General features: G+C 68.1%; 15 protein-coding genes. 8 read left to right on the forward strand and 7 right to left on the reverse strand.

Annotation, left to right across the window (positions count from 1 at the left end; all coding sequences use genetic code 11):
* Positions 1-83: 83 nt before the first annotated feature.
* The 3 genes from F2Q65_RS17665 to F2Q65_RS17675 form a co-directional block, all read right to left on the reverse strand.
* Complete coding sequence (locus F2Q65_RS17665) at positions 84-338, reverse strand: hypothetical protein (protein WP_150094730.1); 255 nt, start codon at positions 336-338, stop codon at positions 84-86.
* 143 nt (positions 339-481) lie between these two features.
* The gene (locus F2Q65_RS17670; RefSeq protein ID WP_150094731.1) at positions 482-1,609 is read right to left on the reverse strand and encodes an NAD(P)/FAD-dependent oxidoreductase; all 1,128 of its coding nucleotides are present in this window, start codon (positions 1,607-1,609) and stop codon (positions 482-484) included.
* A gap of 260 nt (positions 1,610-1,869) precedes the next feature.
* Entirely contained in the window at positions 1,870-2,847 is a 978-nt protein-coding gene (locus tag F2Q65_RS17675) for an arylesterase (RefSeq protein WP_342782264.1), read from the reverse strand.
* Here F2Q65_RS17675 and F2Q65_RS17680 point away from each other — a divergent pair.
* The 6 genes from F2Q65_RS17680 to F2Q65_RS17705 all read left to right on the forward strand — a co-directional run bounded on the left by F2Q65_RS17680 (position 2,846) and on the right by F2Q65_RS17705 (position 11,218).
* Positions 2,846-3,547 carry an ABC transporter ATP-binding protein gene (locus F2Q65_RS17680; protein ID WP_150094732.1) on the forward strand — a complete coding sequence of 234 codons (702 nt, stop codon included), beginning with the start codon at positions 2,846-2,848 and terminating at the stop codon, positions 3,545-3,547. The genes F2Q65_RS17675 and F2Q65_RS17680 overlap by 2 nt on opposite strands.
* Entirely contained in the window at positions 3,544-6,033 is a 2,490-nt protein-coding gene (locus F2Q65_RS17685) for an ABC transporter permease (RefSeq protein ID WP_150094733.1), read from the forward strand. The genes F2Q65_RS17680 and F2Q65_RS17685 overlap by 4 nt, the downstream gene beginning before the upstream one ends.
* A 184-nt stretch (positions 6,034-6,217) precedes the next feature.
* Positions 6,218-6,538, forward strand: a complete 321-nt coding sequence (locus tag F2Q65_RS17690) for a DUF2782 domain-containing protein (protein WP_246156339.1) — start codon at positions 6,218-6,220, stop codon at positions 6,536-6,538.
* Positions 6,539-6,589: 51 nt separating this feature from the next.
* Positions 6,590-7,663, forward strand: coding sequence for an amino acid ABC transporter substrate-binding protein (locus tag F2Q65_RS17695; protein ID WP_246156342.1), 1,074 nt, complete (start codon positions 6,590-6,592; stop codon positions 7,661-7,663).
* A gap of 10 nt (positions 7,664-7,673) precedes the next feature.
* Positions 7,674-8,942: a DUF1015 domain-containing protein gene (locus tag F2Q65_RS17700; protein WP_150094734.1), complete on the forward strand. Its 1,269-nt coding sequence runs from the start codon at positions 7,674-7,676 to the stop codon at positions 8,940-8,942.
* A gap of 47 nt (positions 8,943-8,989) precedes the next feature.
* Complete coding sequence (locus F2Q65_RS17705; RefSeq protein WP_150094735.1) at positions 8,990-11,218, forward strand: RelA/SpoT family protein; 2,229 nt, start codon at positions 8,990-8,992, stop codon at positions 11,216-11,218.
* 43 nt (positions 11,219-11,261) lie between these two features.
* On the opposite strand, the gene F2Q65_RS17710 is transcribed toward F2Q65_RS17705, so the two are convergent.
* The 3 genes from F2Q65_RS17710 to metG all read right to left on the reverse strand — a co-directional run bounded on the left by F2Q65_RS17710 (position 11,262) and on the right by metG (position 18,327).
* Positions 11,262-15,014, reverse strand: coding sequence for an efflux RND transporter permease subunit (locus F2Q65_RS17710; RefSeq protein WP_150094736.1), 3,753 nt, complete (start codon positions 15,012-15,014; stop codon positions 11,262-11,264).
* A gap of 10 nt (positions 15,015-15,024) precedes the next feature.
* Complete coding sequence (locus F2Q65_RS17715; RefSeq protein WP_150094737.1) at positions 15,025-16,134, reverse strand: efflux RND transporter periplasmic adaptor subunit; 1,110 nt, start codon at positions 16,132-16,134, stop codon at positions 15,025-15,027.
* Positions 16,135-16,239: 105 nt separating this feature from the next.
* Positions 16,240-18,327: a methionine--tRNA ligase gene (gene metG / locus F2Q65_RS17720; RefSeq protein WP_150094738.1), complete on the reverse strand. Its 2,088-nt coding sequence runs from the start codon at positions 18,325-18,327 to the stop codon at positions 16,240-16,242.
* Positions 18,328-18,765: 438 nt separating this feature from the next.
* Here metG and F2Q65_RS17725 point away from each other — a divergent pair, with 438 nt between their 5' ends.
* Positions 18,766-19,431, forward strand: a complete 666-nt coding sequence (locus F2Q65_RS17725; protein ID WP_150094739.1) for a YceH family protein — start codon at positions 18,766-18,768, stop codon at positions 19,429-19,431.
* A 200-nt stretch (positions 19,432-19,631) separates the two neighbouring features.
* Positions 19,632-20,852 (forward strand): argininosuccinate synthase, encoded by a 1,221-nt coding sequence (locus F2Q65_RS17730; RefSeq protein WP_150094740.1) that lies wholly within the window; start codon positions 19,632-19,634, stop codon positions 20,850-20,852.
* A gap of 58 nt (positions 20,853-20,910) precedes the next feature.
* Here the strand turns inward: F2Q65_RS17730 and F2Q65_RS19745 are convergent.
* Positions 20,911-21,198: hypothetical protein (locus F2Q65_RS19745; protein WP_211354084.1), on the reverse strand; the 288-nt coding region annotated here is incomplete at its 5' end.

Here is a 21,198-nt window from a genome sequence, read left to right on the forward strand (position 1 = left end):
TTTGCCCGTGTGTTGTTATCCTCCATGCTCATCCCCAACTGCACACAGGGTCTTTTGCTTTTGTTTTAGCCGCCCTACAGTGTTCACCTTGTTTTGGGCGCGTCCCTTAGCCAGTCGATCAGCTCGGAATTGAGAGGCAGGGTCGAGACGTCCGGGCTCGCCTCGGCGAGCAGACGGGCCTTGAGCGCCGCCCTGCCCCGGCGCAGCTCGGGCAGCGCGGCGAGCAGCCGCAGCGGGCGCTCGCGGGCCAGAACGAACAGCGTCTCCCAGAGGGTGTCGGTCCGCGCGAGGGTGCCGTCGAGGTCCACGACGATGGGCGTGGGTGGCGCAGCTGACATGGCATGGACTCTCCGCGCGGCAAATCCGGCAGGGCTAACCCAAAAGCCGGCATATTAACCGTGCACCCTGTTTCAGCGCAATGTGCAAACCCATCCTGATCCTGAGCCGCCGCCGGTCCATTGACCGGCGCGACTGCACCGCATCAGCGGTACTGGCGCAGATACCACCATTCGAAGAAACGCTTCAGCCAGTGGAACAGCCGCGACGAGGGGAGCACGAAGTTGCGCTTGGGCGTGCGCCAGATCAGCATGCCGCGATCATTGGCGTCGACGATGCACAGCAGTTCCACGGCAAAGGTCTCGGTGGGCGCGCGACCGGCGAATTCCGCCACCAGGTTCTTCGCCGCCGCCCGCGCCTGCAGATCGGCCATGTGCGCCTGCTTCGGCATCCAGTCAGGACCGGGAAAGCTGCCGGAGTCGCCCACCACGTAGACGCGTTCGAAGCCCGGCACCCGGCACTGGGCATCCGCCTGGATCAGGCCACCCGGCGAGCGCGGCAGCTCGGTGTTGTCGAACCACTGGTTGCCGGTCATGCCGGGCATGAAGATGATCAGATCGGCATCGATGTCGCCGCCCTCGGTCATGACCTTGTCGGCGGCAAAGCCCTTGAGCTTGTGGCCCAGGTGGGTGTCGATGCCGACCTTGTGCAGCTCCCCCAGCACCGCATCCACGGCCTTGGGACCGAGCCGGTTGCCGGGGCGCTCCGCCGGGTTGAAGAAGACGATGCGGATGCGGTCGCGCCGCCCCTCCTGTCGCAACTGCCGATCGAGCCCGAACAGGAACTCGAAGATGGGCCCGCCGCGCATGGACGAGGGCTCGTTCGGGTTGCTGGCAAAGCCCATGGCCACGGTGCCGCTGTCGATCGCCCGCAGCCGGTCGCGAATCTGCTGGGCCGCGGCGACGCCCTCGCAGGGGGTGATGGCGTGCTCGATGCCGGGCAGCTTCTTGATGAAGCGCCCGCCGCTGGCGATGATCAGGCCGTCGTTGGCCACCTCGCCCGCGCTGGTCTCCAGCAGGCGCCCGCCATCGCGCAGCCCGGTGGCCTCCGCGGCCAGGTGACGCACCGACCACTTGTTGAAGAAATGCGTCAGATCCAGGCGCAGGTCATCCCCGGTGCGACGGCCGGACGGCACCCAGATCAGGCCCGGGTAGTAGACGAACTCCGGCGCGGGGCTGACCACGGTCAACTCGCCCTTGAAACCGGACCGGCGCAAGACCTGCACCGAGGTCAGGGCCCCGAAACCGGAGCCGACGATGGTCACCTGTTGCATGCACTCACTCCACGTGTTTGTTGTTGAATTGCCGGCCACCAGCAGCCGTGGATACGAAAATTCCCGTCGAATCTCCCGCAAGGTATTGTTTGCGGGCGTTGCCGGCCGGGGACTGGTGGTAACGGGTGGAAACGCTGCGCTTGTTCCACCCTACCGAGATTGGTCCGCCCTGCTGGGCTGGTGGAAACGCTGCGCTTGTTCCACCCTACCGGGATTGTTCGGCCCTGGCGGGCTGGTGGAAACGCTGCGCTTGTTCCACCCTACGGAGTTTGATCGGCTGGAGTCGTGATCAGGGCCTCTCGATCTGCCATGCCGTCGATGGCGACGGTTTCCTCCAGCAGGGGCCGCAGCGCGGGCCAGACGTTGTCCAGCAGTTGCGGCTGCGCAGCCGCGACGGGATGCAGCCCGTCCGGCTGCATCTGGCCCAGATCCTCGGCGACGCCGTCCAGCAGGCGCGGCGCCAGCGCCACGTCCTGCCGCGCCGCCACCTCCGCGTAGACGCGTTGAAAGGCCTCGCTGTAGGCCGCACCGTAGTTGGGCGGCAGGCGCACGCCCACCAGCAGCGCGCGACTGCCCGCATCGCGGGCCAGGGCCACCAGTTCGGTCAGGGCGGCGGTGATCGCCTGGGGCGCAAAGCCACGCAGGCCGTCGTTGGCGCCGAGTTCGATCACCACCACTGCCGGCCGGTGTGATTCAAGCAGGCCGGGCAACCGCGACAGGCCGCCGGCGGTGGTGTCACCGGAGATGCTGGCATTGACCACGCGATGCGGCAGACCGGAATCGCGGATGCGTTGCTGCAGCAGACTGACCCAGCCCTGCTGCAGCGGGATGCCGTAACCGGCGCTCAGGCTGTCTCCCAACACCAGTACCACTGGGGTCGAGCCTGGGGTCGAGACTGGAGCCGGGGTCGACATCCGCGCCATCGCCAGCGGGACTTCCGCGTTCGGGGCCGAGACCGCCGACGCCGAGCCCGCCACCAGCGCCATGACGCAGAAGAGGATCCGCCTGAATATCGAACGAATCCTGGCCGGACTGGTCACAAACCGATTCATCGCTGCCGAACCCGTCAGGATCGTGCCGTTCTTGCGTGAATCGCTCAGGCCTGAACGGCGCATATCGGAACTGCGCACGTCGAAACCGGTCATGCCTGGAAAGGCCTTGCCGGGGCAGCCCCGACCGCAACCGGCCAGGACCACGCCAGCCCTGATCACATTGGAATGCACCGAAATGGACGCCATGACTCCCCCTGAAATCCTCTGCCGCGCCACCGGCCTCAGCAAGCATGTTACTGGCCCGGGCGGACGTTTGACCATCCTGCAGCGACTGGACCTGGAGATCCACGCCGGCGAGGCGCTGGCCATTGTCGGCGCCTCCGGCAGCGGCAAGTCGACCCTGCTGGGGCTGCTCGCCGGGCTGGACCAGGCCAGTGGCGGCCGCGTCGAGCTGTGCGGCACTGCCCTGGATACCCTCGACGAGGACGGCCGCGCCGCCTTGCGCGGCGGGCGCGTCGGCTTCGTGTTCCAGAGCTTTCAACTACTGCCGACGCTGACGGCCATGGAAAACGTGCTGTTGCCGCTGGAGCTGCGTGCAGCAAGCAATGGGGGCGCCGCCGACGATGCCAAGGCCGTCGCCGCGGAGGCCCTGGAGCGGGTCGGGCTGTCCGCACGCGCCGGTCACTATCCGCGCCAGCTCTCCGGCGGCGAGCAGCAGCGCGTGGCCATCGCCCGCGCCTTCGCGCCGGGGCCGCGCATCCTGTTCGCCGACGAGCCTACCGGCAACCTGGACCAGGCCACCGGGGCGCGCATCATCGACCTGCTGTTCTCGCTGCGTGAGGATGCCGGCGCGGCGCTGGTGCTGGTGACCCATGACCCCGCCCTGGCGGCACGTTGCGACCGGCGCCTCGGCATGCATGACGGTCATCTCGAGGCACAGCCATGAGCACCTGGCGCCTGGCCCTGCGCCTGTTGCGGCGCGACTGGCGCAGCGGCGAGCTGACACTGCTGTCCGCGGCCCTGGTGCTGACCGTGGCCGCCATCACTGCGGTGGGCTTCTTCACCGACCGCATCGACGGCGCCATGCAGCGCCAGGGCGGCGAGCTGATCGCCGCCGACCTGGTCATCGACGCCTCCGCCCGCATCCCCGACAGCTTCGCCGCAGAGGCGCAGCGGCGCGGCCTGCGTACCGCCCGGACCCTGAGCTTCCGCAGCGTGGTGCTGGCCGGAAATGCCAGCCAGCTGGTTCAGGTCAAGGCGGTGGACGCCGACTACCCGCTGCGCGGCGAACTGCGCCTGCAAGCCGCCGACAACGGCCCGGAACGCCCGGCGACGGGGATCCCGGGCACGGCCGAGGCCTGGGTGGAGCCCCGCCTGCCCTATGCCCTGGGCGCTGCTGTCGGCGACACCGTGCAACTCGGCGAGGCCCGCTTTCGCATGAGCCGGCTCATCGCCTACGAGCCCGACCGCGGCGGCAACTTCTTCCAGATCGCGCCGCGGGTCATGATCCCGCTGGCGGCAGTGGAGGCCACCGGCCTGGTCACCGAGGCCAGCCGCGTGCGTCATCGGCTGCTGCTGGCCGGCGAGCTGGCGGACATCGATGCCTTCATCGCCTGGGCCGAACCGCGCCTGCCCGCCAATGCCGGGCTGATCGATGCGCGCGAGGCACGCCCGGAGTTCGCCACCGCCGTGGATCGCGCGTCGCGCTTCCTGCACCTGGCCGCGCTCACCACGCTGCTGGTGGCCGGCGCCGCCATCGCGCTGGCCAGCCGCAGGCTGGTGGAGCGCCAGACCGATGCCGTGGCCGTCATGCGCTGCCTGGGGGCGCCGCGCCACCTGTTGACGCGGCTGTTCACGATGCGTCTACTCGCCTTCGGCCTGCTCGCCAGCCTGGTGGGCTGCGCTGTGGGCTGGCTGGCCCAGGCCGGACTCGCCGTGGTGCTGCAGGACTGGTTCGGCAGCGACCTGCCGCCGGCCTCGCTGAAGCCCGTGGCCGTCGGCATCGGCACCGGGCTGGTGGCGCTGGCCGGCTTCGGCATCCCGCCACTGTTGCAACTGGCGGAGGTGCCGCCGCTACGGGTGCTGCGCCGCGACCTCGGCCCGCCGCGGACCTCCGTGGCCCTGGCCGCCATCGGCGCCGCCGGCGCGCTGACGCTGCTGGTGTTCTGGCAGGCCGGCGACGCCGACCTGGCGTGGAAACTGCTGGCCGGCGTCGGCGCCGCGGTGCTGGCGCTGATCGGCCTCGGCGCCCTGCTGGTATGGCTGGCGGGCATCGCCGCCCGGCACAGCCGCGGCATCTGGCGCCTGGGCCTGGCCGGGCTGGCGCGGCGACCGGCCGTGGCCATCCTGCAGACGGTGGGCTTCGGGCTCGGCATCCTGGCGCTGCTGTTGCTGGCCGTGGTGCGGGTCGATCTGCTGCAGAGCTGGCAGCAGACACTGCCGGAAGGAGCACCAAACCGCTTCCTGATCAACATCCAGCCCCATGAGGTTGCGCCGCTGCGGGCGTTTCTGGCGGAACGGGGCATCGATGTCGGTGGCATCCACCCGATGATCCGTGGCCGGCTGCTGGCCATCGGCGGCGAGCCGACCGCGCCCGAAGACTTCGACGATCCCCGCGCCCAGCGCCTGGCCGAGCGCGAGTTCAACCTGAGCTTCGCCGTTGCGCCCCAGCCGGACAACGCCATCGTCGCCGGCGCCTGGTGGCCGGGTGCCGACGCACCGCCCCAGTTCTCGGTGGAGGAGGGATTGGCGCAGACCCTGGGCATCGCCCTCGGCGACGAGCTGCGCTTCTGGGTGGCCGGCCAGGAGCTGGCGGCGCCGGTCACCAGCCTGCGTCAGGTGCAGTGGGACAGCTTCAATGTCAATTTCTTCGTCATCGCCACGCCCGCGCTGCTGCAGGCCCAGCCGGCCACCTGGATCACCAGCTTCCACCTGCCGACCAGCCGCGAGGCCCTGATGCCAGAGCTGCTGCGGGCCTTCCCGAGCATCACTCTGATCGATGTCGACACCCTGCTCGGGCAGGTCCGGGGCGTCATCGAGCAGGGCATCCGCGCGGTGGAGTACGTCTTCGCCTTCACGCTGGTGGCCGGCCTGCTGGTGATGTATGCCGGCATCCAGGCCAGCCTGGCGGTGCGGCGCCTGGAGCACGGCGTGCTGCGCACCCTCGGCGCCGGGCGACGTCAGCTGCTGCGCAGCCTGCTGGTGGAGTTCACCGCCGCCGGTCTGCTGGCGGGGCTCACCGCGTCGCTGTTCGCGGAACTCACCGGCTGGGTGCTGGCCCGCGAGCTGCTGGGGCTGCCGTTCCACTGGAACCCCTGGCTGTGGATCATCGGCGTCGCGGGCAGCGGGCTGCTGATCGGTCTGGCCGGCACCCTCGGCACCTACCGCGTCCTGGTCAGGCCGCCGCTGGCGGCGCTGCGCCAGGCGGGTTGACTAGGGCCGGCTGAATCGGTCTGTTGACTGGGCCGGCTGAGTGGGGGCAGACACCGGTTCCTGCTACACTGCGCCCCTTACGGATCCAGCCTGCCATCGTCATCCCTGCTGCCGCGAGCCCGCCATGCGCCCAACGAGTCCGATCATCGCCGCGCCGCTTCTGCTCCCGATCATGCTCCCGGCCATGTTACTGGCCCTCTCACAGATGCTGATCGGCCCGAGCCAGGCCGCGGCGGCGGCCACCGGGGGTGTCGTGCCCCTGTCGAGCCTTTCTCTGCGCGTCACCGACGCCGATATCCAGCCCGCGGTCACCGTCAAGCAGTTCGACAACCGCACGGTGGAGGAATACCGCGTGAACAACAACGTCTACATGCTCAAGGTCACGCCCGACGCCGGCCCGTCGTACTATCTGGTGGACGAGGACGGCTCCGGCGAAATGGCCTGGCGGCGCGGCACCCAGGGCATGGACGACACTGTGCCGCAGTGGACCCTGATGAGCTGGTAGCCCTTGCCGCCTTCACCCGCACCCGTATCACCGGCCTGAGGATTGCTCCTGATGATCCCGCATCCCCTTGCAACACCCATGATGCCTCTGCGCACGCTGGCCGCCCTTGGCCTGGCACTGACGCTGTGCGGCGTCGCCGCGGCCACCCCTGACGCGCGACCAGACACGCGATCCGACATGCTGAAGGTCGCCCAGGACCGCGGCGTGCTGCGCTGCGGCGTCAACGGCCAGATCCCTGGCCTGTCGCTGCAGGACGACGACGGCGACTGGAGCGGCATCGACGCGGACTTCTGTCGCGCGGTGGCTGCGGCCGCCCTCGGCTCCGCCGACAAGGTGGAGTTCGTGCCGCTGTCCGCCGAGCAGCGGCTGCAGGCGTTGCAGCAGGGGCAGGTCGATCTGCTGTCGCGCAACACCAGCTGGACCGCCGAGCGCGACATCGCCCACGGCATCAGCTTTGCCGGCATCCTCTACTTCGACGGTCAGGGCTTCATGGTGCCCCGCCAGAGCGGCCTGATGAGCACGCTCGAGCTGGGCGGCGCCACCGTCTGCGCCGTCAGCGAGACCACCAGCGCGGACAATGTCCGGCGCTACTTCACACGTCATCGCATGCCCATGACACTGGCCCTGCACCCGGACCTGTCGACGGCGCTGACGGCCTACCTCAACGGCGACTGCTCGACCCTGACCACGGATCATTCCCAGCTCTCCGCCCTGCGCGCAGGCCTGGAAGAGCCCACCGCCCAGCGCATCCTGCCGGAGGTGATCTCCAAGGAGCCCCTGGGCCCGGCGGTGCGCAAGGGAGAACAGCGCCTGTTCGACCTGGTGCGCTGGACCCTGTTCACACTGATCAATGCCGAAGAGCTGGGCATCGACTCCGGCAATGTCGTGGCCGCCCGGGAGCGCGCCAGCAGCGAGGCCGTGCGCACGCTGCTGGACCTGGACGGAGACACCTCCGGGCCGCTGGGCATCGACCGCGAGTGGGGCTATCGCGTCATCCGGCAGGTGGGCAACTACGGCGAGCTGTTCGAGCGCAACCTGGGCAGCCCCTCCGGCATCGGCCTGAAGCGCGGCCTGAACGCCCTCTGGACCCACGGCGGCCTGCTCTACGCCCCGCCCACCCGCTGACATGGACGCCATGCCGCTGATCAAGCCCTTCGCCGGTCTGCGTCCGGCCCCCGGCCGGGCGGCGGAGGTGGCGGCCCCGCCCTATGACGTGGTGACGGCAGACGAGGCCAGGCGCCTGGTGGCCGGGCGCCCCTGGAGCTTTCTGCACGTCTCGCGGCCGGAGGTTGACCTGCCGCCGCAGACCGCCCCCTACGACCACAGCGTCTACGCCAGGGCACGCGACAACCTGCGGCACATGCTGGCGCAGGGGGTGCTGCTGCGCGACCCCGCCCCGGCCTACTACGTCTATCGCCTGAGCATGGGCGCACACCGCCAGACCGGGCTGGTGGCGGCGGCGTCGGTTGCCGCCTACGACGACGGCCGCATCAGACGCCACGAACTGACCCGGCCGGCGAAGGAAGACGACCGGGTGCGCCAGATCGACGCCCTGCAGGCGCAGACCGGTCCGGTCCTGCTGGTCTACCGCGCCCGGGCGGAGGTGGACGCGCTGCTGGCACAACAGAGCCAGGGCCCGGCCGAGGTGGACATCACGGCGGCGGATGGCGTGCGCCACGAACTCTGGGTCATCGACGCGGCGGACAAGATCGCGCGCATCGGCGCCTGGTTCGATGCCATGGAGGCGCTGTACATCGCCGACGGTCATCATCGCTCGGCGGCGGCGTCCCGGGTAGCCGCGGCCGGCCGCGCTGCCGATCCGGACCCGGATCCGAACCAAGCAGACGCGCGCCAGTTCTTCCTGTCGGTGCTGTTCCCCCACGACCAGATGCAGATCCTGCCCTACAACCGCGTGGTGCGTGATCTGAACGGCCTGGAGCCGCAGGACTTCCTGCGCCGCGTGGCAGAGCGCTTCCAGGTCGCGCCGGAGGCCTGCCCGGTGCAGCCCGCGCATCCGGCGGAGTTCGGCCTGTATCTGGACCACTGCTGGTATCGGCTGCGGCTGGATGCCGCGCACATCCCCCGACACGACCCGGTGCGCCGGCTCGACGTCAGCCTGCTGCAGGAGCACCTCATCGAGCCGATCCTGGGCATCGCCGATCCGCGCCGGGACGAGCGCATCGACTTCGTCGGCGGCATCCGCGGCCTGGCGGGCCTGGTCGATCGCGTGGACAACGGCGACATGCGCCTCGCCCTGTCCCTGCACCCCACCAGCATGGATGATCTGATGACAGTGGCCGACGCCGGCGCCTGCATGCCGCCGAAATCCACCTGGTTCGAGCCCAAGCTGGCCGACGGTCTGGTCAGCCATCCATTCGACGCCGCCGCGGACACCGGGGGCTAGCGCCCGGGACAGCGCCTCGTCTCCGGGGCGCATCCGCACCGATCCCGATGGTCACCACCGCCTACAATCTGCCGGACGCCGACACCGATGACCCGGCAGCCGCCCACCACTGGCTGGCCAACATCCGCCAGCACTATGCCGAGGACGAGTGCCGGCTGCTCGACGCTGCCTGCGCGCTGATGATCGCCTGCCGCGGCGACTACCGACTGGAGACCGGCGAGACCGAGGCACGCCACCGCCTGTCCACGGCGGACATCCTGTTTGGGCTGCGCATGGATGCCGAGACCCTGTGCGCCGCGCTGCTGAACGGCTGCCTGGGCCGCGACGGCGTCACCGAGGCACAGCTCGGCGAGCGTTTCGGTCCGGGCATCGCGTCCATGGTGGCGGACCTGGGGCGCATCGGCCAGCTGACCAATGTTGATCGCATCATTGCCGAGAAGGACCAGCGCGAGCACGAGGAGAACCTGCGCCGGCTGCTGCTCGGCATCGCCGAAGATGTGCGCGTGGTGCTGGTGGTGCTGGCGGAGCGCCTGCACCTGATGCGCTCGGCCAAGGCGCTGCCCGACGCGCGCCTGCGCGAGCTGGCCGAGGACACCCAGCGCGTCTACGCCCCGCTGGCCAACCGGCTTGGCATCTGGCAGGTCAAGTGGGAGCTGGAAGACCTGGCCCTGCGCTATCTCGATCCGGCCGAATACAAGCGCATCGCCCGGCTGCTGCGCGAGCGGCGCGACGAGCGGCAGGACTACATCCGCCGGGTGATCACGCTGTTGCAGGGGGAATTCGAGCGCATCGGGGTCGAGGCCAGCATCAGCGGCCGGCCGAAGCACATCTACAGCATCTGGCGCAAGATGAAGCGCAAGGGCGTGGATATCGACAGCATCTTCGACCTGCGCGCGGTGCGCATCATGGTCAGGGACATTCCCACCTGCTACATGGCCCTGGGCGTGGTGCACGGGCTCTGGCAGCACATCCCGAAGGAGTTCGACGACTACATCGCCACGCCCAAGGGCAATCTGTACCGCTCGCTGCACACCGCCGTGATCGGCCCGGACGACAAGCCGCTGGAGGTGCAGATCCGCACCTTCGACATGCACCAGCATGCCGAGTATGGCGTCGCCGCACACTGGGCCTACAAGGAGTCCAAGGGCCACGACCCGGAGTTCCAGCGTCGCGTGGTGTGGATGCGCAACTGGCTGGAGCAGGCCGGCGAGGGCGAACCGGCGGGCGACATCGGCCGGACCCCGCGCACGGAATTCGAGCCGGCCCACATCTATGTGCTGACCCCCCAGGCCAAGGTCATCGAACTGCCCCGGGGCGCCACGCCGCTGGACTTCGCCTACGCCATCCATTCCGAGATCGGCAACCATTGCCGGGGCGCACGGGTGGACGGACGCATCGTGCCGCTGAACCATCCGCTGGCCAGCGGCGAGACGGTGGAGATCCTGACCCAGAAGAACGAGACCCCAAGCCGCGACTGGCTGAGCCCCCACCACCACTACATGGTCACCGCCCGCGCCCGCAACCGGGTGCGGCAATGGTTCAAGCAGCAGGACTTCGACCGCTACCTGGCCGAGGGCCGGGTCGCGCTGGACAAGGAACTGGCGCGCCTGGGAATCGAGGGCAAACCCCATCTGGACAGGCTCGCGCCCCGCTACAACCTGCACAAGGGCGACGACCTGCTGGCGGCCATCGGCCGCGGCGATGTCGCCGCCGGCCATGTGGCCCGCCGGCTGGCGGAACCGCGCACGGAACGGCCCGCGCCGGACGACGAACAGGCGCTCGCGCCGATGCCGTCCCGGCCCGCCGTGCGCGCCCGTTCAGACCGACCCGGTGTCATCGTGGAAGGGGTCGCAGACCTGATGACCCAGATGGCCGCCTGCTGTCGCCCGGTGCCCCATGACCGCATCGTCGGCTATGTGACCCGCGGGCGCGGCGTCATCGTGCACCGGCACAACTGCCGCAACATCCTCAACCTGCCCGAGGCAGAGCGCGAACGGTTGCTGGAGGTCAGCTGGGCGGCGCAGCCCGCCGACGCCGGCTACCCGGTGGACATCGTCATCGTTGCCGCGGACCGCAAGGGTCTGCTGCGGGACGTGTCCTCGGTGCTGGCGGACGAGGACGCCAATGTCCTCGGCACCAACACCCATTCCGACCCCAGCCGCGATCTGGCCAGCATGCGCTTCACCATCGAGGTGATGGACGCCGACCGGCTGAAGCGCGTCCTGGCCAAGCTCAAGCAACTGCCCGACGTGCTGGACGTGTACCGGTCCAGCTAGCAGGCGCAAGACGCGGCACAGGCGTCGAACCGACAACGTCGCATCAAATGTTCTTGATGACCAGCGACTCGAGCACGGCGGCCAGGCGCTCGGCGCCCTCGATGGCCGTTTCCAGACGCTCCAGCAGGTGCGACCAGCGCAGCAAGGGCAGCGGGTCATGGGTACCCGCCTGTTCGTCATACAGCTCGCCGAGGGCGACCAGCAGCAGGCTGTCGGACTCCTCCGTCAGGCGCTCCTGCTGTTCCACCTCGGCATCGATGGCCTCGCCGCGGCTGAGCTTGGCGAACATCTGCGCATTCAGAGCCAGCATCTCGGCGAGGTTGTCCGCCAGGGTGACGGCGGCAGGGCGCGGCTCCGCAAGACCGTAGAGGCTGGCTCGGGCCGCCACGGCCACCAGGGCGCGCATGGCCGTTTCCTGGGCCTGGCTGACGGCATGCAGATCGGCGCGCTCCAGCGGCAGCAGGCGGGTCAGGCCCAGTTCGCGCCCGATGGCCCGGTAATCGGCCCGCAGGGTCCGTTCCAGCGCTCGGATACGGCGTGCGGCACCGGCCGCCGTGCTCGGGTCGGCGAGGAGGGTGCGCAACTCCGCGGCGGATTCGCTGAGCAACGCGAACTGTCCGGTCAGCAGCCGGGCGAAGGGGAAGGAGGGCGAGAGCAGCGAGAAGTCGTTGATGCCTTCGGATGCCACCGCCAGGGTCTTGTCGCCTCGGCGGGCCTGCAGCCAGCCGGCGAGGCGGCCCAGATAGACATAGAACACGGGCGTCACGAACAGGGTCATGAGCTGCGAAAAGAGCAGCCCGCCGACCACGGCCACGCCGAGGGACTGCCGGGCCTCGCCGCCGGCGCCCCAGCCGATGGCGATGGGCAGGGTGCCAAGCAGGGCCGCCAGCGTGGTCATCATGATGGGGCGGAAGCGCGTCAGGCAGGCGCCATGAATGGCGGCGATCGGGTCGAGCCCGCGGCTACGCTCCGCATCGAGGGCGAAGTCCACCATCATGATGCCGTTCTTCTTGACGATGCCGATGAGCATGATGATGCCGACGTAGGCGTACATGTCCAGCTCCAGCCCCAGCAGCCATAGCGCGGCCAGGGCGCCGAAGCCAGCCAGGGGCAGCGAGGTCAGGATGGTCAGCGGGTGCAGGAAGCTCTCGTAGAGGATTCCCAGCACGACATAGATGACGATGAGCGTGATGACGAGCAGGAAGCCCATGCTGGCGAGTGACGACTGGAAGGCCTGGGCGGTGCCCTGGAACTGGGCATGGATGTCCGCCGGCAGGGTGTCTGCGGCGATGCGCTCGATCTCGGCGATGACCGGGCCGATGGAGGCGCCGGGCTTGAGGTTGAAGGAGATGGTGGCCGCGGGCAGCTGGCCCTGATGGTTGACGGTGCGCGGCGCCACGGTTTCGACCAGGCGCGCGACCGCGCGCAAGGGCACCAGCGCGCCGCCCTCGGCGCGCAGATAGAGTTGTTTCAGGGCATCGGGGTGCGCGCGATAGGCCGGGTCCAGCTCCAGGATGACGTAGTAGTAGTTGGACGCCGCATAGATGGTCGAGACCTGACGCCGGCCATAGGCCGAGTAGAAGGCGTCCTGGATCTGATGCAGGGTCAGACCCAGGGCCGATGCCTGATCGCGGTCGATCTCGATCTCGATGCGCGGCTGCCTGGCCTGCAGATCGGACTTGACGTCGATGAGGCCCTCGACGCGGCGCAGCCGCTCCTCCATGAGTGCGCCCTGACGCTGCAGGCGCGCCAGGTCGGTGCCGTGCAGGGTGAGCTGCCACTGGGCGCTGGTCAGCCGCGAGCCGATGGTGATCAGGGGCGGGTTCACCAGCGAGACGTTCAGCCCCGGGATCTGGTTCAGCTGTGGGCGCAGGCGCGCGATGATCTCGTCCACCGAGTGCTCGCGGGCATGGGCCGGCGGCAGGCTGACGAAGGTCAGTGCGGTGCTGTCGCCCATGAGGCCGACGATGGCGGCGGCCCGTGCCGGGCCAATGTCCGGGTCCGCCAGCAGGATCTGGTTGATCTGCTCCTGCCGACGGACCATGTCGGCGAACGAGGTGCGATCATCGATCTGCGCAAAGATGCGGAAGAAGTCCTGATCCTGGCTCGGGATGAAGCCCTTGGGCAGGGCCTGGAACAGCAGCACCGTGCCGATGACCGTGCCCAGGGTCAGCAGCAGCATCAGGGGGCGGTAGTGCAGGCTCAGGCTCAGCGCACGGCCGTAGAGGCGGGTCAATCCGGCAAAGCTGCGGGCGAACAACGCCGAGAGCCGAGCGGGCGAGCGCTCCTGCCCTCCTGCCGTGTCCTCAGCGCCGAGAAACCGGCTCGCCAGCATCGGCGTCAGGGTCAGCGAGAGCAGGCCCGAGAGCAGGATGGCGGCGGTGATGGCCACCGCGAACTCCTCGAACAGCCGCCCCAGGATGCCCTGCATGAACATCAGCGGGATGAACACCGCAGCCAGGGAGAGGGTCATGGACAGCACCGTGAAGCCGATCTCGCGGCTGCCGCGCAGGGCGGCCTCGAGCGCCCCCTCGCCTTCCTCGCGGCGGCGGATAATGTTCTCGAGCACGACGATGGCATCGTCGACGACGAAGCCGATGGACAGGGTCAGGGCCATCAGCGACAGGGTGTTGAGGCTGTAGCCCAGCAGGGCCATAACGATGAAGGTGGCGATCAGCGACAGCGGGATGACCAGGCTCGGGATCAGGGTCGCCCGCCAGGCGCCGATGAAGACGAACAGCACCAGCACCACCAGCACAAGGGTGGCGACCATGGTCAGCTGCACGTCCACGACCGAGGCGCGGATGAACTCGGACTGGTCGTAGAGGACGCCGAGCGAGGCCGCGCCGGGGAGGGCCGCGGAGAGCCCCGGCAGCCGGGCCTTGACCGCGTCGGTGAGGGCAACGGCGTTGGCCCCGGCCTGCTTGCGGATGCGCACGATGATCGCTGGGCGGGTCTCGCCGTCGCGCAGGTACCAGGAGCGCGCCTGGTCGTTCTCGATGCCGTCCAGCACCTGCCCCAGATCGCCGACGCGCACGGGGTTGCCGTCCTGATAGCGCACCACCAGGTCGCGGAAGGCCGCGGCATCCATCAGGCGTCCTTCGGGGTTGAGGGTGTAGGCGCTGACGTCGTTCTCCAGGGTGCCGCCGGGCAGGCTCACGTTGCCCGTGCGCAGGGCCTCGGCCACCTCGTCGAGGCCGATGCCGCGGTGGGCCAGGGCATCCGGGTTGACCTGCACCCGCACGGCATACTTCTGCGGCGGCACCAGGTCGACCTCGCCAACCCCCTCGATCATGGACAGCTTGGCCATGATCAGGCTCTCGCCGAGATCCGACAGGGTGCTGGTGGGCAGGGTGTCGGAGGTCAGGGCCAGCATCATCACAGGCATGTCCGCCGGGTTCACCTTCACATAGGTGGGCGGATTCGGCATCTCCGGCGGCAGTACGCCCATGGCCGCGGCGATGGCGGCGGCGATGTCCTGGGCGGCGGCGTCGATGTCGCGCGAGAGCGCGAACTGCACATTGATGACGGTCGACCCCAGCGACGAGGTCGAGGTCATGGAATCGATGCCGCTGATGGCGGCGAACTGCTTCTCCAGCGGCAGCGCCACCGAGGCCGCCATGGTCTCCGGGTTGGCGCCGGGTAGCTTGGCGGTGACGCTGATGGTGGGAAAGTCCACCGTTGGCAGGTTGCTGATGGGCAGCGTCTTGTAGGAGAGCAGCCCGAACAGCAGCAGCGACAGCATGACCAAGGTGGTCATGACCGGCCGGCGGATGAAGATCTCCGAGAGGTTCACGCAGTCCCCCTTACGGGGTCCCTGCGGTGGGACTGGATTCGACCATCCTGATCGGGCTGCCGGGCTTGAGCTTGTTCTGACCCTCCACCACCACCGCCTCGCCGGGGCTCAGCCCCCCGATGACGTGGATACGATCGGCGAGCCGCTCGGCGGTCTGCACCGCGCGCAGCTCGGCCTTGCCGTCGCTGACGACGAAGACCGATGGCCCCTGCGGGCCAGCCACCACCGCCTCGCTCGGCAGCAGGATGGCATCGGCGATGGCGCGCAGGGGGAGCCGGACCTTGACGAACTGACCCGGCCAGAAGAAGGCGTCCGGGTTGTCGAAGCGGGCCTTGAGCAGGATGGTGCCGGTGTCCGGGTCGACGCTGTTGTCGATGAAGTGCATGACGCCACCGCCGCGCGACAGGCCGGATGCCCTGACCGTGGCGGTCACCTCCACACGGCCGGTCGCGAGTGCCTGCAGCAGCTCGGCTAGCCGGGCCTCCGGCAGGGCGAAGACGATATCGATGGGGTCGATCTGATTGACCACCACGAGCGGGGTGCGATAGGCCTCGACGAAGGCGCCTTCATTGGCCAGATAGGCGCCAGCGCGCCCCGGAATCGGCGAGTGGATCTGGCAATAGTCCAGATTCAGCCGGGCCTGCTCGACCTCTGCCTCCTGGGCGCGGATGGCCTCGCGCAGCACCATGGCAGCATTGCTGAACTGCTCGGCGGTGGAGCGCGAAACAGTGCGCTTGGACTCCAGCTCCGAATAGCGGTCGGCCTCGTCCTGGGCGTACTGCAGCTCGGCCTGGGTGCGCGCGAGCTTCGCCTCGGCCGAACGCAGCCGGGCCTGGTAGGGCGCCGGGTCCACCGAATAGAGTAGATCACCGGCGGCCACCGCCTGGCCCTCATCGAAATGCCGGCTCAGGATCTGGCCGCCCACGCGGGGCAGCAGCGTCACCGAGTTGGAGGCCTCCGCGCGGCCGACCTCTTCCGCGGTGACCGAGACGTCCTCCGTCGCCAGGGTCAGCAGCACCACCGGCACCGATGGCACCGGTGCCGGGGCAGACGCCTCTCTACAGCCGGTCAGGGTCGCAAAGAGCAGTGGAATCAGGAGCAAGACGACCCGGTATCGCATGGGTACTGCGACGTCCCATGGTGAACTCAACCTACTCCGAGCTTAGACCATCCCTGCCCGCTGGCAAGCCAGCGACGTCATGTCGGACGTCGACGGCGGCTGCCGCTATTTCACCCGCATCCCCGGCTCCGCCCCGCTGTCCGGGCTGAGGATGAACAGCTCCGAGCCACCCGGCCCCGCCGCCAGCACCATGCCCTCGGAGACGCCGAAGCGCATCTTGCGCGGGGCCAGATTGGCCACCATGACCGTCAGCCGCCCCTCCAGGTCCTTCGGCTCATAGGCCTTGCTGATGCCGGCGAAGACGTTGCGCGTCTCGCCGCCCAGATCCAGCGTCAGTTGCAGCAGCTTGTCGGCGCCCTCGACGCGGGCGGCCTCGGCGATACGCGCAATGCGCAGGTCCAGCTTGGCGAAGGTCTCGAAATCGATGGTGTCGGCGACGGGTTCTTTCACCAGATGGCCCTCGGTCGTGGTCTCATGGGGACGGGTCTTGGCCGCATCGGCCGCCACCAGATCCTCTTTCGAGGCCTCCAGCATGGCCTCGACCTGCTTGGGATCGACGCGGGTCATCAGCGGCTTGAACCTGGCGATCTCGTGATCGAGCAGCGGCTGCTCTAGGTCCGCCCAGGTCAGTGGCGGAATCTGCAGGAACTGCTCGGCGGCCTCGGCGGTGCCGGGCAGGATGGGCTTGAGCCAGCCGATCAGCAGCCGGAACAGATTCAGCCCCTGGGTGCAGATGCCCTGGAGTTCCGCATCGCGGCCGTCCTGCTTGGCCACCACCCAGGGGGCCTGCTCGTCGATGTACTGGTTGGCGCGATCGGCCAGGGCCATGATCTCGCGCACGGCACGGCTGAATTCGCGCCTGTCGTAGGCCTGGGCGATGGACGCGCTGGCCGCGACAAAGTCCTCGAACAGCGCGGGATCGGGCAGTTCGGCGCTCAGCCGGCCCTCGAAGCGCTTGCTGATGAAGCCGGCCGAGCGACTGGCGATGTTGACCACCTTGCCCACCAGGTCGGCATTCACCCGCGCCTGGAAGTCCTCCAGATTCAGATCGATGTCATCCACGCCCGCACTCAGCTTGGCAGCGAAGTAGTAGCGCAGATACTCCGGATTGAGATGCTCCAGATAGGTGCGCGCCTTGATGAAGGTGCCGCGCGACTTGGACATCTTCTGACCATCGACGGTCAGGAAGCCGTGGGCGAAGATGGCGCTGGGCGTGCGCAAGCCGGCCCCGTGCAGCATGGCCGGGAAGAAGAGCGCGTGGAAGTAGATGATGTCCTTGCCGATGAAGTGATAGAGCTCGGCGGTGCTGTCCGCACCCCAGTAGTGGTCGAAGTCCAGCCCCGCCGCCTGGCCGCGCGGGCTGTCGCAGAGATGCTTGAAGCTGGCCAGATAGCCGATGGGCGCATCCAGCCAGACATAGAAGAACTTGCCCGGATGATCCGGGATCTCGAAGCCGAAATAGGGCGCATCGCGGGAGATGTCCCACTCCTGCAGCCCCGCCTCGAACCATTCGTCGAGCTTGTTGGCCACCTGCCCCTGCAGGGCGCCGCCCCGCGTCCAGCCCTTGAGCAGGTCCTCGAAGTCACCCAGCTTGAAGAAGTAGTGATCGGACTCGCGCTGTTCCGGCACCGCCCCCGAGACCGCCGAGCGCGGGTTCTTCAGCTCCGCCGGCGAGTAGCTGGCGCCGCAGGCCTCGCAGTTGTCGCCGTACTGATCCGCCGCGCCGCACTTGGGGCACTCCCCCTTGATGAAGCGATCCGGCAGGAACATCTGCTCCACCGGGTCATAGGCCTGCTCGATGGTGCGCTTGACGATGTGGCCGGCGTCGCGGTTGCGCTCGTAGATCAGGGTCGCGAAGTGGCGGTTCTCCTCGGAGTGGGTCGAATGGTAGTGGTCGAAGCCGATGCGGAAGTCCGCGAAGTCCGCCTGGTGTTCCTCGGCTACCCGGGCGATCAGGGCCTCGGGCGTGATGCCTTCGGCGCGCGCCCGCAGCATGATGGGCGTGCCGTGGGCGTCGTCGGCGCAGACATACCAGCAGTTGTGGCCGCGCATCTTCTGGAAGCGCGCGAAGATGTCGGTCTGGATGTACTCCACCAGATGACCGATGTGGATGGGCCCGTTGGCGTAGGGCAAGGCGCTGGTGATCAGGATGTCGCGGCGACCGGCATCGGCGCCCCTGGATGGCTGACTCATTGGATGACGACTCACTGGCGAGCAGGGATGTTCGGAAAGCCCGTCATTATGCGGCAAACCGCGGCGTCATTTCAGCGCCACATGCGGCCGGTGGAGCGCATCCATGCCAGGAACGGGCGCGCCAGGGGCGGTGATGTACCACGACCGCCTTAACACCGTCTCCAAAGCCTGGGTATGGTCAAGGAAACGCTGATTTATTCAGCATTTCCCGTGCGGGGCAGGAGGGCCCGCCATTTTTAGCGGCACAAGCCGCTGAAAATGCAGCGATTCGGAAACCACGTTTGCGAATCGCGTGCTGATTTCTGGCCAGGATGGGCAATAAATCAGCGTCGCCTCAACAGTGGCGCGGATGCCCGGGCGCCGGTTGACGACCAAGGCTTTACAGTAGACGCAAGGCCGCATCCAACCAATCAATCCCCTTGAATCAGCACGAGTCCAATGAACGAACACACCGATAGCGCAACACCTTTCCTGACCCCGCTGGAGGCCCGCATCCTGGGCTGCCTGATGGAGAAGCAACGTACCACCCCGGATCAGTATCCACTGACGCTGAATGCCCTGGTGACCGCCTGCAACCAGAAGACGGCGCGGCATCCAGTGATGAAGCTCACCCCCGGCGAGGTCGGCCACGCGGTCGGGGTACTGCGCGATCGCGGCCTGATCCACGAGGACCTCGGCGGGCGCGCCACGCGCTATGATCACAAGCTCGCCGGCACCTTCATGCTGGATCGCCGACAACAGGCCTTGCTGTGTCTCTTGCTGCTACGCGGTCCCCAGACGCTTGGCGAACTGCGCACCAACGCCAGCCGTCTGGCCGATTTCGCATCCCTGGAACAGATCAAGGAGACGCTGCAAACGCTGATCGCGCATGAGCGTGCCATCGCTCGCGAATTGCCGCGTCAGGCCGGGATGCGGGAGGGCCGGTATGCACAACTCCTGACCGGCGAGCCGGATCTATCCCAGCTCCAGGAGCCGGCGACGGCATCGGCGCCAGCGGTGGACAACGCCCTGTTGGAGCGTGTCGAGGCGCTGGAGCAGCAGATGGCAGCCCTGCTGGATCGGCTGGAATGCCTGGAAAGCGCCCGGGACTCCAGAAACAGTTGAACTTGCCCACGGGACCCCAGGCTGCGGTCCCTGCGGTGCAGGTCCACGCGGCCGGGAAAAGGAACAAGACCCAGATGCGGGTGGAATCAAAGACACTGTCACCATGATTGGCCGCCATGATTAGCGGCCAAGACCCGCAACTCCCAGCGCAACCCCTGAATCGCCTATACTCGCGCTTTTGCATCGAGCGGAGTTCAAAGATGTCGCGCAACGCGGTGAAGAAAGTCGTGCTGGCCTATTCTGGTGGGCTGGATACCTCGGTCATCCTCAAGTGGCTGCAGCAGGAATACGGCTGCGAGGTGGTCACCTTCACCGCCGACGTCGGCCAAGGCGAAGAGGTGGCACCGGCGCGCGCAAAGGCCGAGGCGGCCGGCATCAAGGAGATCTACATCGAGGACCTGCGCGAGGAATTCGTGCGCGACTTCGTCTACCCGATGTTCCGCGCCAACGCCATCTACGAGGGCGAATACCTGCTTGGCACCTCCATCGCCCGGCCGCTGATCGCCAAGCGGCTGGTGGAGATCGCCGCCGAGACCGGTGCCGATGCCATCTCCCATGGTGCCACCGGCAAGGGCAACGACCAGGTGCGCTTCGAGCTTGGCGCCTACGGTCTCAACCCCGAGATCAAGATCATCGCCCCCTGGCGCGAATGGGACCTGCTCTCGCGCGAGAAGCTCATGGCCTACGCCGCCGAGCACGGCATCGCCATCGAGCAGAAACGCGACGGCAGCAAGTCGCCCTACTCCATGGACGCCAACCTGCTGCACATCTCCTACGAGGGCTACGACCTGGAAGACCCCTGGGTCGAGCCCGGCCGTGACATGTGGCGCTGGACGGTGGACCCGCAGGACGCGCCGGATCAGCCGCAGGAACTCGCGCTGACCTTCAGCCGTGGCGACATCACCGCCATCGACGGCAAGGCCATGACCCCGGCCGAGGTGCTGGCCGAACTCAACCGCATCGGCGGCGCCCACGGCATCGGCCGCGCCGACATCGTCGAGAACCGCTATGTCGGCATGAAGTCGCGCGGCTGCTACGAGACCCCCGGCGGCACCATCATGCTCAAGGCCCATCGCGCCATGGAATCCCTGACGCTGGACCGCGAGGCTGCGCATCTGAAGGATGAACTGATGCCGCGCTACGCCGAGCTGATCTACAACGGCTACTGGTTCAGCCCGGAGCGGGAGATGCTGCAGGCCGCCATCGACCAGACCCAGGCCGTGGTCAACGGCGTTGTCCGACTGAAGCTCTACAAGGGCAATGTCATGGTGGTCGGCCGCAAGTCGGACACCGACAGCCTGTTCGACGAGTCCATCGCGACCTTCGAGGAAGACGCCGGCGCCTATGATCAGGGCGACGCCACCGGCTTCATCCGCTTGAACGCACTGCGCCTGCGAGTCGCTGGCCGCCGCAAGGGCTGATTTCAAGCACCCGGCAGAGGCGCCCCGCCGTTGATTCGGCGGTGCGCCAGTCACCCCTCTAAATCATGGTGACGGTAAACAGAATCCGGCATCGCTCTATCCCGGTGAAGGATACGGTGGGGGCATCCAACCGATCACCTCGCAGGCCGATTACGGTGACAGTATATTTAACTGGATACATGCCCGAATCGCGTGGCGCATCGCTCCTGCCGAGGTTGCCCGATGCAATAAGGAACGCGCCCAAAACAAGGTGAACACTGTAGGGCGGGTAATACAAAAGCCACCGCCCGTGTGGGCGGTGGGGGGTTGGCGTCGCGTTTAAGCCCAAACGTGGAAACGGGGTTGT

Source organism: Thiohalocapsa marina (assembly GCF_008632335.1).
Taxonomy (GTDB): domain Bacteria; phylum Pseudomonadota; class Gammaproteobacteria; order Chromatiales; family Chromatiaceae; genus Thiohalocapsa; species Thiohalocapsa marina.